Origin of the sequence: Psychrobacter sp. M9-54-1, from assembly GCF_016613355.1 — a bacterium.
Lineage (GTDB): Bacteria > Pseudomonadota > Gammaproteobacteria > Pseudomonadales > Moraxellaceae > Psychrobacter > Psychrobacter faecalis.
Genome location: NZ_JADGFW010000013.1, coordinates 136,093 through 149,344 on the forward strand (window position 1 = coordinate 136,093; position 13,252 = coordinate 149,344).

A 13,252-nucleotide genomic window follows, 5' to 3' on the forward strand; every position below is an offset into this window, starting at 1 on the left:
AATTTATGATTTAAAACTGGATATACAAGAACCGTTTATTCAAAAACTATTTTTTTAAAATACTTTGTTTTAAAAGCTGAATATAGCCTAACAATAATGACGAGCACACTTCGTTATGAAGCGTGCCGTTTGCATGATATTTGGTTATGGAGTGTATAGGGTTTGCAAGGCGGCTGTTATCAACGTTATTTTTTATAAAGTTCTCATTTATAGAATTGCTTTCGATAAAAATTGCTATTTCTAAAAGCTGTTAATTATACAAATGAAGAAATTATAAGAAAGGTAGGAAAGACAATGAATATATCAAGTCGACGTGATAAGTTAACGCACCAAGCGATTAAGACCGTCGGCAAAGGCTTTTTTATCGCGGTCGCCGTAAGGTTTCTGCCCGCTCATTTCTTGCAATTCAAGCACGCCTGTACCGCGCATGGTATCCATAAAGTCGCGCATATTGAGCTTTTGCTTGATATTGTTTTTATCATAAACCACACCGCGCGTGGTCAAAACCATACCGCCTTTATCCAAAATATCATTGGCCAAAGGAATATCGCTGGTAATGGCTAAATCACCTGGCTGGATTTGCTCGACGATATAATCATCGGCTTTATCAAACCCTGACGGCACCACGGTCATGACAAGCAGCGGTGATTTGCGCAATTTAATCGGCTGATTGGCGACAAATATTGCCATCGTTTGGGTACGTTCAGCCGTTTTGATGATTAAGTCTTTGGCAATCAGTGGCACCGAATCGGCATCTACCCAAATCTGCATTATTTCTCAGCCTTATCGGTCTTTAATAATGCCTCTGTTTGGCTACCTTTGACTTCATTTTCATTATCTTCTGAAGTACTGTTAGGTTTCGTATTGCTTGCTTCCTCTAGCGTACTTGTTTGCTTCTCGGTAATAGTAGGGGCCAGTTTTTTATCAAGCCCCACTTTATTTGGCAAGACCGCAACCAGTTTTGCTAGCGCAGGTTCTAAATCCGCCACGTCATTTGGCATCAAGGTAATATGCGCAATTTTGCGGTCTTCGCGCTCAGCCTTGTGGTAGCTATGATAATGGGCGCCATCGATATTGAGTACCGCGCTGATATCAGGATACTGACCCAAGACGTTGAGCATAATCGCTGGATGAACATTGTCGGTATCGCCTAAGGGCAGATTGACCACCGCGCGGATATGGTTTTCAAATTGACTGGTGATCGCGCCTTCGATACTCCAGTGTCCAGAGTTATGGACGCGCGGGGCAATCTCATTGGCTAGCAGATAATCGTTACCGCGCGCATCTTTACTTACAAACAGCTCAAGCGCCATCACACCGACATAACCCAAGTGATTCATCACCGTGCTAATGGCATCGGTTGCTTGCTGAAATAAATGGCTGGTACCAACGGCAGGGGCGCGGGTTTTGGCTAAGATACCATGATGATGATGGTTTTCGACCAGATCATAGCAGCGCACCTGACCATTTTGCGCGCGTACGGCAATGATAGACACTTCACGGCTAAAGTTAATAAAGCCCTCTGCAATTAATGGCGCAGGCGTTGGGGTTAGCGCGCCTTTACCGCTGACGGCGTCTTTCAGCTCATGCCAAGCAGTTTTAATATCGCTGTCTTCTCTAATGACAAACTGACCTTTGCCATCATAACCACCGCGGCTGGTCTTGAGCACAATAGGCAATCCTAGCTCGTCGCAAGCTTGTTTTAATTCAGCTTCAGAATTGACCGCCATAAATGGCACGGTGGCGATATCAAGCTCATTAAACATGCCTTTTTCTTTTAAGCGATCTTGAGCGATATCAAGGGCAAGCGGTGGCGGAAACATGCCTTGTTTGCTGCCTGATTTCGATAGATTTGCTAACTGCTCGACAGTCGCCGTTGTCGTGTTTTCAAACTCTAAAGTAAAAACGTCAGCTGCGGCGATAAATTTATCTAATTGCTCGCTAGAAAAAACTTTTCCGTAAAGGCTGGCAGGGCAGTCGGCGTTGTCTTCTAAAAACACGCACTGATAACCGAGCGGCAGGGCAGCTTGGGCGAGCATCATACCAAGCTGACCGCCGCCTAAAATACCGATGGTACGGATGGTTTGGGTAACAGGATAAGCATTGGCGGTAGTCATGGCAGGCTCTTTACATTTAAAATGAATAAGGGTTTTTAGTAAATGATTGGCTAAAAGTTAAGGTTAGAAATAGGAAAAGGTGCACCGTATGCACCTTATCTTTAGTAAAACTCATTTGGCTATAAATATCAAGTTTAGCGCATGGTAAGTATAAAATATTACTAGCAAGAGTATTGATAACAGCATTTTTTGCTAAAAGGTTAACTCATCTTGCTTACTTTATTGATTAATAATACCGGGCGTTGGACTTGCAAGAATGGTCTCTGTTTGCGCTTGACGCATGTTATCAAGCTTAGTGGCAAGCGATTCATCATGCAAGGCCAGCACCTGAATGGCAAGGAGGGCCGCGTTATAGGCACCAGCAGTACCAATGGCTAAGGTGCCAACAGCCACACCTTTTGGCATTTGTACGATAGAAAGCAGACTGTCCCAACCGCTAAGCATGGATGATTTAACAGGCACCCCAAACACAGGCAGCGGCGTTTGACTGGCACACATGCCGGGCAGATGCGCCGCGCCGCCCGCTCCAGCGATAATTACCTGCAAGCCATTATTTTTCGCGCTTTTGGCATAATCAAACAATCTATCTGGCGTACGATGGGCTGACACCACTTCACATTCAAAGGCAATATCAAAGTCAGCAAGCAACTGCGCCGCTGCACTCATGGTCGCCCAATCCGACTGCGAGCCCATGATAATGCCAACTTTTGGTTGACCAGCAGGGGAGGTAATGGGACCGTTTTGCTCAATAGCAGCGTTTTGTGTAGTAGGGTTCACAGTAGCGGAGGTGGTGCTCATGCTTTGATATCCTCAAAAAGACCATCATACAAAAGTTTTGCTGCCTTCGTAAAGCCAAGTTTGTCGTTTAATGTCAAAGCTGACTAAATAGCAGTTTTTTATGTCGCGGTTTTATAAATTTATAATAGGCCTTCATCATGGCGATATTGCACAAAGTTACTGGCTTTCAATGGTAATGGCTGCTCAGTATCAAGCTGATAACAGGTCATATAGCCGCTATCTATGGCTGCTGAATAATCGGTGCAAACCACTTGATTACTTAATGGTTCAGGATTGCCAGTAAGCCAATAATGTCCAACAAACACGGGCTTATGGGTTTTAAGGGCAAATTCAATGTTCTCTGCCATGGCATCGTTTGGAATCTGCGCCAAACCCGATTTTGGCGCACGGGCAATTTCATGTATAGGCCGCTTATTTAGCTCATCAAGCCACCAACGCACGCGTACTTGTGAGCGCGCTGCACCGTCTTTATCGACCATGACCAAACCCTTAGGTAACGCTGTTTCCACACCTTTTAACACACGCTCAAGCGCCTCATAGGCGGGGCTATGTTTTTGTGAGGTGGCAATGACCGCTTCAGGGGTCAAGCAGTTACCAGCAGTGAGCAAAGGTTTTAATACCGCCATGCTATCGACATCCCAGCAAGCGTGGACAAAACAGGCATAATCGGTCTCAAGCCAAAGCGGTATCTCATAAAAGCGCTGCAACCAGTATTGATGCGCTTCTGAGCCAAAGGGCACTTCGGCTAAAAACGCTTCATGTTGGCGTATGTGTACATCGCTATGCGAGCGTAAATAGTGCTCGGGCTGCTTTGGATCAAGCATCGCAAAAGCCAAAGCATTGTATTCATGATTGCCCATCACTGCATCGGCCACGCCTGCATCTAGCATCGCAAAAACAATTTCAAGAGTGGCAACCTGCTGCGAACCACGGTCAATCAAATCACCAATAAAGAGCGCCCGATGACCTACTGGCGGTACAAAGTGACTGCCATTATGCACATAGCCCAACTGTTTTAGCAGCCCAATCAATTTGTCTGCATAACCGTGAATATCACCAATAATATCTATAATCATAATTATTTATTAAATTCTTAAACATGTTGTTAAATACAAATTAGGGCAAAACATCAAACGTTATCAATTAGCAAATTTAAAACTAAAGATTCTAAAACTAACCGCTCTAAAGGCCAGGAGACAATAGCGCATTTAAAAAGTGCGGCAAGACGCGAGGTTCTAAAATAATGGTCGCAATCACTCCAAACGCGCCGCCCCACATATGCGCCATATGATTGATATTGGAGCCACCGCGTTTATCGGCGTAAATACTATAAGCAACGTAAGCGACGGCAAACACTATCGCTGGAATAGGAATAATGGCGAATAGATAAATTTTTTCCCACGGTGCTAGTAAAATAAATGCAAATAGCACCGCTGAAACCCCACCTGAAGCACCAAGGCTTAAATAGCTGGCGCTTTTTTTGTTTTTAAGATAGCTTGGCACCATGGCAATCACGATAGCCAACACATAAAAAACCACAAAACCATAACCGAATAAAAATGGCTGATACAAGCCTTCAATAGCACGGCCAAAAAAGTATAGGGTGAACATATTAAACAGCAAATGCATCGCATCGGCGTGAATAAAGCCGTGGGTCACAAAGCGATCCCATTGACCGTTATTCACCGCTGGCGGATAAAAAATCAGCCGATTAAATAGGGTTTTATTTTGCCACGCCAATAAACTGACAATAACCGTAATAATGATAATAAGCGTCGTGTGGTTGAACAAAGGAGAGTCCTTAGGCCGAGCCTGATAGGGGGCAGTGTTATAGAGCGTAGTGCTTAAAGACCAAATAAGTTGGATAAAAAATAACTAAATATGGATGCTGAAAATAGCTAAAGCTTACACCAACAGTAATAACAGTGATGCTAAGGCAAAAAACCAATAGACGACAAAATTATGCTTTAATAATCGTTTATATTGAATAATATAACAGCGTAACAGGCAACTAAGTAATGCTTCGTATACTGACCGTAACGTTTAACGACAGAATAAATATTTACCAAAAATAAATAATAGATCGGTGATATTTATCCAGTTTTACGCTTATTGAAATTTTAAAAAAGATTAAAAATAATAGGCAATTTATATGCCAATATTAGCTTATTAAGTATCAACTCAGTACCGACTAAGTGTTGACCTGTTAAGCGCGCATTTTTATGGGCGTGCTACAGTCTACAGCGTATAAAACTGAAGTCAAAAAGAACCGCTGTCCCATATCTTAAATCAACGCCGATAAAGGCTGGAACTTATGAATATCATCGACCAATTAGAGCAGATAGTAACCCCAGCCGTCTTAGGTAGCCAGATTAATAATGAACATGTTATTGATGGGCATCGTATTGATAACGGCAGCGTGTCTTATGTCAGCTTATTGGAGCAGTTTTATGCCATTTTGGCGGCGCGTTTGGCATTGCCGCAAATTTACTCGCAGTTATTGCGTGATGATGAGCCGATTACTAATGAAAATATAGTAGAGACGCCATTATTTGAACAACTATGGCAAGCTCCAAGCGCGCGTCAAACCATTATCGAAGAGCTGGCAGTGACCCATCATATTGATAAGCTGACTACCACAAAGCTTATTATGAATGCTGCGCCACTGGCTTACCGTGAACTTAAGGTCATGGCTAACGGGCAGTTTTTACCAGCATTTTTACAAAATGAGCAACCTTCACTGCGCCATTACCTGCCGATATGGGCAGCACCGCTCATTACCGTCGCACAAGATAACCCTGATGAATTGTTTGATTATCAAAACGCCATAGTCAATGCGGCGACAGAAACTGTTTTATTAAATAAAGATGCTACTGAAGCAAGCGTGGTAAGCCCTTCTGCGAACTTGATAAAACAACCAAACGTGGCAACAGAACTTGCTAGTGAAAGCTTCGATAACAGCCTAGCTGTGAGTGCTATTCATGCCAATCCTGCTGAGCATCACTTAGCAGAAAACAGCAGTTTAAAGCGCGAAAAAGTACGAACCCGCAACCAACGTAATGACTTATTAATACGGGTGTTTTTATTATTGGCCGCCATCGCAGCGATTGGATTGGTATGGGCATTTTTAATTAAATCTAATGAAGTCCCGCCTGTAGAGCCAGTGGCGACTGCACCCGCTGTGGTAGCGCCTGTCGCTGAGCAGCCCGCGCAGGTGTTGACGCCCGCTACGCTTATCGTTGGCGTGGATAATAACGGTAATTTATACACGTGTAGCGCCTCTGTCGGTGACGCTGCGCTACAAAGCACGCTGCAACAAGCGCTCAATAGCAGTTTTGGCGAGCAGGCAGGGATGTGTCAGTTTACGGTACAAGAAGGCGTGGCTAACAATATTGCCAATATGCCTATCGAAGCACTGCCTAATATTCTGACATTATTAAGAGCGACACCATTTGCCCGTCTACAATTGCAAAATGACCGTATGACAATAGAAGCGCCGGATGGTATACAGCTACAAAGATTAACCACTGAAATCCGTACTTTGGCACCAGCAATAATGGTAGATAGTACCGTGCCGCTACCATTGCCTAATAATGCAGAAAGCGGCATAGGCGCCGATAATATGGCGATGAACGGTGCAAGCAATCAGTTTGCTCAAGATGGAAGCGGCATAAATGACCAGTACGTTGGCACTAATAATGTGAATAACAGTAATGCAAATAACAATAACGACTATCAAGCTTCTGATGACGTCACCGGTGATAGCGTGACGCCTACACCGGTACGTAATAGCGATTTTAATAATCCGCCTAGAGCTAACGAGCCTAGAAACAATGAACCTAGAAGCAATGAACCTAGAAGCAATGACCGTCCCGCATCAACGCGACCACCGGGACCTTTTTCAGAGTCAGAAGTAGACGATATGGCAAATAGCGTTATCGTGGCAGAGCCTGCGCAAGTAAGATGATAGTATAAAGCGCCTAACAAATAATGAGCTAAAGGAGGGTAGGATCAATCATTGACTATCCTCCTTTTTATTTTTGCCTAAAAGATAGACAGTCATTTCCAGATATAATGGATATGTTAGTAATTTGTACTGTAAAGACTTCGCAGTTACGTGTCACAACTGAAACATTACTTAACGTAGCAATTGCACAACAGCCCATCGATTGTGAATACAACCTTAATACTTTTATAATGACAAAAGTTGAATATAGATAGTGCTGATATTTATTAAGCCGCTTTTTAATACCTAATGTTTATTAAATGCTGATATAAATATTAATATTAAAAAATATCGTTATTAAGAAATATCAGTACTATTAACTTTTCAGTTTTTTGAGAATGCAGTTTGGTACAAAAGAATTATTCAAAATAACAATTATTGAGGAATGACATTATGGATATTATCAGTCACTTAACGCGGACGGTTAGCCCTGCAGTATTAGGCGATGATCGCAATCCCGCTAAACAAAACTTACTTGAACAATTTTATGCTATTTTTGCCGCACGTCTAGCAGATAATACGACTTATACACGTTTTGCTAATGAAAATATCGCCCGTGATGACCAAGGGTTTTATGACCGCGTATGGACCGATGGCGCCCACCGCGACCAAATTGCCCGTGAGCTTGCGGGTAAACATAACGTTGATGCAACTGCAGCCCGTGGTTTGATTGCGATGGCCGCACCGTTAGCGTATCACGAAATCAAAAGCTTGGCCGGAACCACGCCCGTGCCACAGTTTTTAAATGACAATCTTGCCAGTTATCAGCACCATATTCCGGCATGGGCAAGCGCCGTTCTGCCTGCAGGTATGATTGCCGCACCAGCTAGTGCTCATGTGTCTGATACGGTCAGCACTGCGCCTATTCGCCGTGAAGAGGAAGAAAAAGGCAGCTTTATGAAAGCGCTGCTGCCGATTATCGGTTTGATTATCTTAGGCGCCTTGGCGTGGGCGCTACTCAGAGGTTGTCAAGACAATCCTGAGCCAGTCGGTACACCAGTTGCCACTGAGCAGCAAGCGGATAGTGACGGACAAACAGTGGTTGCAGCCGATATAGAGCCGGCTTCACTGCGTATTGCGACTGGTGAAAATAGTGGACTATATGCCTGCCGTATGAACGTTGGTAACGAGACGCTACAAGGCAATGTGATGGACGCGTTGACAGCGACATTTGGTGATGAAGCCAATAATTGCCGCGCCGATGTCGATGATAACTTCTCGATCGATATGCCAGCTGCCGCTCAGCTTTCTTCTATTCTACCAATCGTCAAAAATGTGCCAAATGCCAGTATGCTGATTAAAGGCGACACCATTACGGTCAATGCGCCAGACGCAGCAGCATTAGGTAAATTGGTTGCTGATTTACAAGCCGCAGCACCAGCTATGACGGTACAAGCAGAAGGTCCGCTCGATGCACAAAGCGAGATTGATCGCAGTTTAGCAGCATCACAAGCGGCGATGCAGAACCTTGGTCAAGACCCAGATCCCCGTGATGTGGCACGCGCACTGAGCCTGCAAGTCGTAAACTTTGAAGTAGATAAAGCTGTTATTCCAGAAGCTAACAAGCCACTATTGGACAATGCTGTTCAGATTATGGAACAAGTGCCAGATATGAAGCTGATGATTATTGGCCATACCGATAAAACCGCCGATGCCGCTTATAATATGCAGTTGTCACAAGAGCGCGCGCAATCGATGAAAGACTATCTGGTCGCACAAGGTGCGGATCCAAGTAAGCTAATGACCAAAGGCATGGGTGAGACAGATCCAATCGCTGATAACGCTACAGAGCAAGGTCGTTTCCGTAACCGCCGTATCGAGTTCGTCGTCTATGATGAAACGGCAATGGCCAATGATGGCGTGGCGATTAGCAACGGTGCGCTCGATCCAGACTTAAATCCATTAGACAGTAATAATGATGATCTAATGCCTGACAGCGATGACCGTACAGGGAATAATTTACCGGCACCGAAGAGTTCGATACCGACATCGAATAGCAGACCAATTGACCCAGATTTAAATCCATTAGATCGCAATAACGATGATGTTTTACCAGATGGTGATGATGCCAGCCGTGGTACTGCTTTAGACCCAAAAGCCAGTAATTAATAAATGTTCTACTGACTTATAGTTGTTTATCGATAGCTAGTATTAATATTAAAAAGACCGCATCTTATGTTTAAGGTGCGGTCTTTTATTACATCAAAAAAAACTGGAATAAAGCTGCTTTGGTTAAATGAATTATCTATAAGCGGTTGGGTCTTTTGACTCAGTAGGTGCTTTCGTTTGATTGGCAAAAAAGGTCTGTAAGATATTTTCCTTTGCTTGGTGCCAATAAGCAAACTGCTGGCACGTTGATTCAAGGTCGCCCTGCCAAACAGGTATTTGTCCGCGCATAGTTTTAACACGTTTTTGGTTAGGATAGGGCAGCTCTTGGGCAGCTTTGGCCGCTTCGTGAGCAGCAACGCGGTCATTACAAACCAGAGCAATATCACAGCCTGCTTCAATTGCTGCTTTGACGCGGGCGCTGACATCACCGGCAGCTTGCGCACCAGCCATTGATAAATCGTCAGAAAATAAAACCCCATCAAAATTCAGATGTTTGCGAATGATGTCTTTGAGCCAAATTTTTGAAAATCCAGCGGGTTTATTATCGACTTGTGAGAAAATCACATGCGCCGGCATTAAAGCATCAAGCCAAGGCAGCGTCTGCGTAAACGGCTGCATGTCGCAATTGATAATCTCATCTAAACTACGTGTATCGATTGCTTCTGCCAAATGCGAGTCAGGCGCGACGGCTCCATGACCGGGAAAGTGCTTACCCGTGGTTGCCATTCCCGCCGCTTTCATACCGCGCATAAACTGGCTTGCTAAAGCGATGATGGCTTGTGGGTTTTGATGAAAACTGCGATCGCCGATCACTTGGCTGATACCGCCTCTATCGAGCACCGGCGCAAAGCTCAAATCAATGCCGACCGCCAATACTTCTGCTGCCATCAAATAACCACAATCGTAAGCAAGGCTCAAGGCGCGACTAGGGTCTTGGTCAAATAATTCGCCGAGCCTGCCCATCGCCGGTAATGGCGTAAAACCCTGACGTAATCTGGCAACGCGACCGCCTTCTTGGTCGACGCCAATCAATAAATCGGCATTGTGTTGGCGGATATCGTCACACAAAGCGCGCACTTGCGCCGCATCTGCCACATTGCGGGCAAATAATATCACCCCGCCTACTTGTGCTTGTTTGATTAAACTGACATCTTCAGCAGTCAGTGCGGTACTATCGATATCAATCATTAAAACGCCGTACATTGCGTAATCCTTATCAGGCTAGAAGGTTGTTTTCTCATTTGCACTATATTATAAGTCAAATCGAGACAGAGCTTAGAGATGAGAGGGTTTTTTCTTATAGATAATCTTTCTGTTACGGATGGTTTGTCGCTACTCACTTTTACCTTATATTAAGCCAGTGATTGCAAGGGACGCATAATAGCGGTTTGCTTGGCTTAAATAAGTTAGGTTTAAATGATAAGTTTAAACAAGATGATTCACGCTTATAACCAAATGCACCAATGGATGCGCTAAAAAATAGCCAGACCGCGTGTAAGATTGTTTATACAGATTGAGACAGTGGTGTATTTATAGCTGTGCTAGTATTGATTGATTTTTAACAATGAAAATAAGGGCCTATCTAAGATAATTATCCTGTATTTGCCGGCTTTTAATGCTAGCGTAACCTATGGTTTAATGGTAAATATAATAGGGTGAAAAATCGCGACATTTTTTGGCTCATAGTCTATTAAATAACCTTTATTAGTAATAACAACTCAGCATACTTTTAACTTAAAATAATTAGGTATATACGATGAAAAAACAACCAGCACAGTGGTTACTCAGTGCAGCGTCAGTGGGCGTCGCTGGTCTTATCCTTACTCAAAGCTACAGTACCGCAGTGGCTGATAGCAATACGGCAGGCTTTAAAGCCACTCCTGAGCAACAGGTTACCACCCGCCAAGTAGCCGCTTTGCTGGATCGTAGCCATTATCTCAATCAGCCGCTCGATAGCGCCATGGGTAGCGAGATTTTGTCTATGTATATTGACAGTCTCGATCCAAACCATACCTTGTTTTTGCAATCTGATGTCGATGAATTTAAGAAAAAATATGCCGACGAATTTGCCGCGCGCCTAAAACGTGGCGACCTATCGGCTGGAGTGGCGATTTTTGAGCGTTACCGTCAGCGCTCTAATGAATATTTTACTCTATCAAAACAACTGCTGAAAACCAAGATAGATTTGACCAGTAAAGATAGCATCGTCCTTGACCGCGAAAAGCTCAGTCATTTTAAAACCAAAAAAGAACAGCGCGACTATTGGACACGCCAGCTGAAGTTTCAGTTGATGAGCATTACCCTAGGTCAAGAAGACGAAAAGGCGAAAGAGAAAGTCTTTTTAAGCAATCCTGATATCACGCGCGGCCAAGACTTGCTGCGTAATGATGAGCGCACGCCAAGTGAGATTTTGCTCAATCGTTTATCACGTCAGCAAGAGCAGCTTGCCCGTCTAAAAGATGATGAAATCATGGAAACCATCTTAAATACGGCAATGCTCACTTATGACCCGCACAGTAATTATTATGCGCCAATCCAAGCCAATGAGCTACAAATTCAATCGAGTCTGCAATTAGAAGGCATCGGGGTTTCTATCCGTCCTGACCGTAAAAACCCAGATTATACTCGCATTGTCACTTTGGTAGATGGGGGCCCAGCAGCCAAATCTGGGCAGATTAAGCCCAATGATTTGATTATTGGTATTGCCAAAGACGGCGAGAATATGGTTGATGTGGTTGGCTGGTCAACACGTGAAATCGTCGGTCTGATTCGCGGTAAACGTGGCACCTCGGTGACCATTAAGGTGCGTCAACCAAATACGCCCGATACCAGCGCCCGTAATGTGACGGTAGTACGCGATATTATTCAGCAAGAAGAGTCGGGCGTAAAACAGCGCGTCGTTGAAGTACAGCGTCCCAATATCGATAAAACGCCAAAACGTATCGGTGTGCTTGAGATACCAAGTTTTTATCTCAACTATCGCGCGCGCCGCAATGGTGAAGAGTACCGTAGTGTCAGTGACGATACCGAAAAAGCCCTTAAAGCGCTGAATAAAGAAAATATCGACGGTCTAGTGGTTGATTTACGGAATAACCCAGGTGGCTCGCTCGATGAAGTTGCTAAAATGCTCGGCTTCTTTATTAAAAGCGGCCCATTGGTGCAAATTCGCGACAATCGCGGCAATATTCAAGTCTACCGCGATGACGATGGCGGCGAGCAGCTTTATGACGGCAAAGTGGTTGTGCTGACCAATTTAGCCTCTGCCTCTGCCAGTGAAATCTTTGCTGCTGCGATTCAGGATTACGGTCGCGGCCTCGTTGTCGGTAGCACCACGACTGGTAAAGGTTCGGCGCAAATCCAGCTAGACAGCTTGGCTTTGGGTACAGCGACGCTCACGCAGCGTAAGTTCTACCGCGTCACTGGCGGTAGTACGCAAAATAAAGGCGTGGTCCCTGATATTGAATTGGTCAATATCTACGATGATGCGACTTTTGGCGAGCGCGCTCAGAAAAAAGCCTTACCATGGGATACCATTAAAACTGCCCCTTATAAGCCTGAAGGTAAATTCTCTGCCAATACCTTAGCAACGTTAAATCAGCAATCAAAGATCCGTCAGCAGCAAAACCCGCATTTTGTGTATCTATCGACGCTGAATGATATTCGTAATATGGAAGATGAGAAAAAACCGATTCCTCTTGATATCAATAGTCGCCGTGCAAAAATGCAGCTGATAGAAAAACGCTCATTGGAAGCGGAAAATAAACGTCTGATTGCAACGGGCGAGCGTCCTTATGCCAATTGGAATACTTACCAAGCCGCTATGGACGCAAAGTTTGAAGAGCGCAGTCAGATGAAAGAAAGTGAGCGTCCTGAACTACCTGAGGATGAAGCGTTCATTAAAGAAGCGGCTTATATCATGCTTAGCGCTGATCCAAAGATGCAGGCTAGCCCAGAAGAGAAGCTATAAAAAAGCAACTCTTGAACAGTCATTATCGGCAACGTCAATGCGTGTAAGCATATGCTTACACGCATTGACGTTTAGACCTCTTACTAACCTCATGCCAATCTGCGATTATAACTGTACGGCACGATTGAACGAAAAGGTTCATAGATACTAGGGATTGGTATCGCAAAGGTCGCATCAGGGATAGGTGGTTTGCTGATTAGGGAAGATAAGGCTGGATGCCTGAACGTTATAAGATGCTCCGGGATTAAGTATCTG

The 13,252-nt window shown here is 44.3% G+C and carries 9 protein-coding genes; 3 read left to right on the plus strand and 6 right to left on the minus strand.

Annotation, left to right across the window (positions count from 1 at the left end; translation table 11 throughout):
• Positions 1 to 321: 321 nt before the first annotated feature.
• The 5 genes from IQ457_RS06610 to IQ457_RS06630 all read right to left on the minus strand — a co-directional run bounded on the left by IQ457_RS06610 (position 322) and on the right by IQ457_RS06630 (position 4,706).
• Positions 322 to 771, minus strand: coding sequence for a YaiI/YqxD family protein (locus IQ457_RS06610; RefSeq protein WP_144297416.1), 450 nt, complete (start codon positions 769 to 771; stop codon positions 322 to 324).
• Complete coding sequence (locus tag IQ457_RS06615) at positions 771 to 2,117, minus strand: 5-(carboxyamino)imidazole ribonucleotide synthase (protein WP_200662544.1); 1,347 nt, start codon at positions 2,115 to 2,117, stop codon at positions 771 to 773. Before IQ457_RS06615 ends, IQ457_RS06610 begins: the two co-directional genes overlap by 1 nt.
• A 219-nt stretch (positions 2,118 to 2,336) precedes the next feature.
• Complete coding sequence (gene purE / locus IQ457_RS06620) at positions 2,337 to 2,915, minus strand: 5-(carboxyamino)imidazole ribonucleotide mutase (RefSeq protein WP_144297418.1); 579 nt, start codon at positions 2,913 to 2,915, stop codon at positions 2,337 to 2,339.
• Positions 2,916 to 3,034: 119 nt separating this feature from the next.
• Entirely contained in the window at positions 3,035 to 3,991 is a 957-nt protein-coding gene (locus IQ457_RS06625) for a metallophosphoesterase (protein WP_200662545.1), read from the minus strand.
• Between the two features lie 106 nt (positions 3,992 to 4,097).
• The gene (locus IQ457_RS06630; RefSeq protein ID WP_068406432.1) at positions 4,098 to 4,706 is read right to left on the minus strand and encodes a rhomboid family intramembrane serine protease; all 609 of its coding nucleotides are present in this window, start codon (positions 4,704 to 4,706) and stop codon (positions 4,098 to 4,100) included.
• A gap of 523 nt (positions 4,707 to 5,229) precedes the next feature.
• Between IQ457_RS06630 and IQ457_RS06635 the strand changes: the two genes are divergently transcribed.
• Together IQ457_RS06635 and IQ457_RS06640 are read left to right on the plus strand one after the other, a co-directional pair.
• Positions 5,230 to 6,882: a hypothetical protein gene (locus tag IQ457_RS06635; protein ID WP_200662546.1), complete on the plus strand. Its 1,653-nt coding sequence runs from the start codon at positions 5,230 to 5,232 to the stop codon at positions 6,880 to 6,882.
• A 432-nt stretch (positions 6,883 to 7,314) separates the two neighbouring features.
• Positions 7,315 to 9,030 (plus strand): OmpA family protein, encoded by a 1,716-nt coding sequence (locus IQ457_RS06640; protein WP_200662547.1) that lies wholly within the window; start codon positions 7,315 to 7,317, stop codon positions 9,028 to 9,030.
• A 132-nt stretch (positions 9,031 to 9,162) separates the two neighbouring features.
• Here the strand turns inward: IQ457_RS06640 and nagZ are convergent, their stop codons facing one another.
• On the minus strand, positions 9,163 to 10,233 hold the full coding sequence (nagZ, locus tag IQ457_RS06645) for a beta-N-acetylhexosaminidase (RefSeq protein WP_200662548.1): 1,071 nt from the start codon (positions 10,231 to 10,233) through the stop codon (positions 9,163 to 9,165).
• Positions 10,234 to 10,786: 553 nt separating this feature from the next.
• On the opposite strand from nagZ, the gene IQ457_RS06650 reads away from it, so the two are divergent.
• Positions 10,787 to 12,997, plus strand: coding sequence for a carboxy terminal-processing peptidase (locus tag IQ457_RS06650; RefSeq protein WP_200662549.1), 2,211 nt, complete (start codon positions 10,787 to 10,789; stop codon positions 12,995 to 12,997).
• Positions 12,998 to 13,252: the final 255 nt, after the last annotated feature.

What these genes read in the sequence shown, in the direction of transcription:
- IQ457_RS06610 (WP_144297416.1), bottom strand. Translation starts at nt 771, where the DNA reads ATGCAGATTTGGGTAGATGCCGATTCGGTGCCACTGATTGCCAAAGAC.
- IQ457_RS06635 (WP_200662546.1), top strand. Translation starts at nt 5,230, where the DNA reads ATGAATATCATCGACCAATTAGAGCAGATAGTAACCCCAGCCGTCTTA.
- IQ457_RS06640 (WP_200662547.1), top strand. Translation starts at nt 7,315, where the DNA reads ATGGATATTATCAGTCACTTAACGCGGACGGTTAGCCCTGCAGTATTA.
- nagZ (WP_200662548.1), bottom strand. Translation starts at nt 10,233, where the DNA reads ATGTACGGCGTTTTAATGATTGATATCGATAGTACCGCACTGACTGCT.
- IQ457_RS06650 (WP_200662549.1), top strand. Translation starts at nt 10,787, where the DNA reads ATGAAAAAACAACCAGCACAGTGGTTACTCAGTGCAGCGTCAGTGGGC.
- purE (WP_144297418.1), bottom strand. Translation starts at nt 2,915, where the DNA reads ATGAGCACCACCTCCGCTACTGTGAACCCTACTACACAAAACGCTGCT.
- IQ457_RS06615 (WP_200662544.1), bottom strand. Translation starts at nt 2,117, where the DNA reads ATGACTACCGCCAATGCTTATCCTGTTACCCAAACCATCCGTACCATC.
- IQ457_RS06625 (WP_200662545.1), bottom strand. Translation starts at nt 3,991, where the DNA reads ATGATTATAGATATTATTGGTGATATTCACGGTTATGCAGACAAATTG.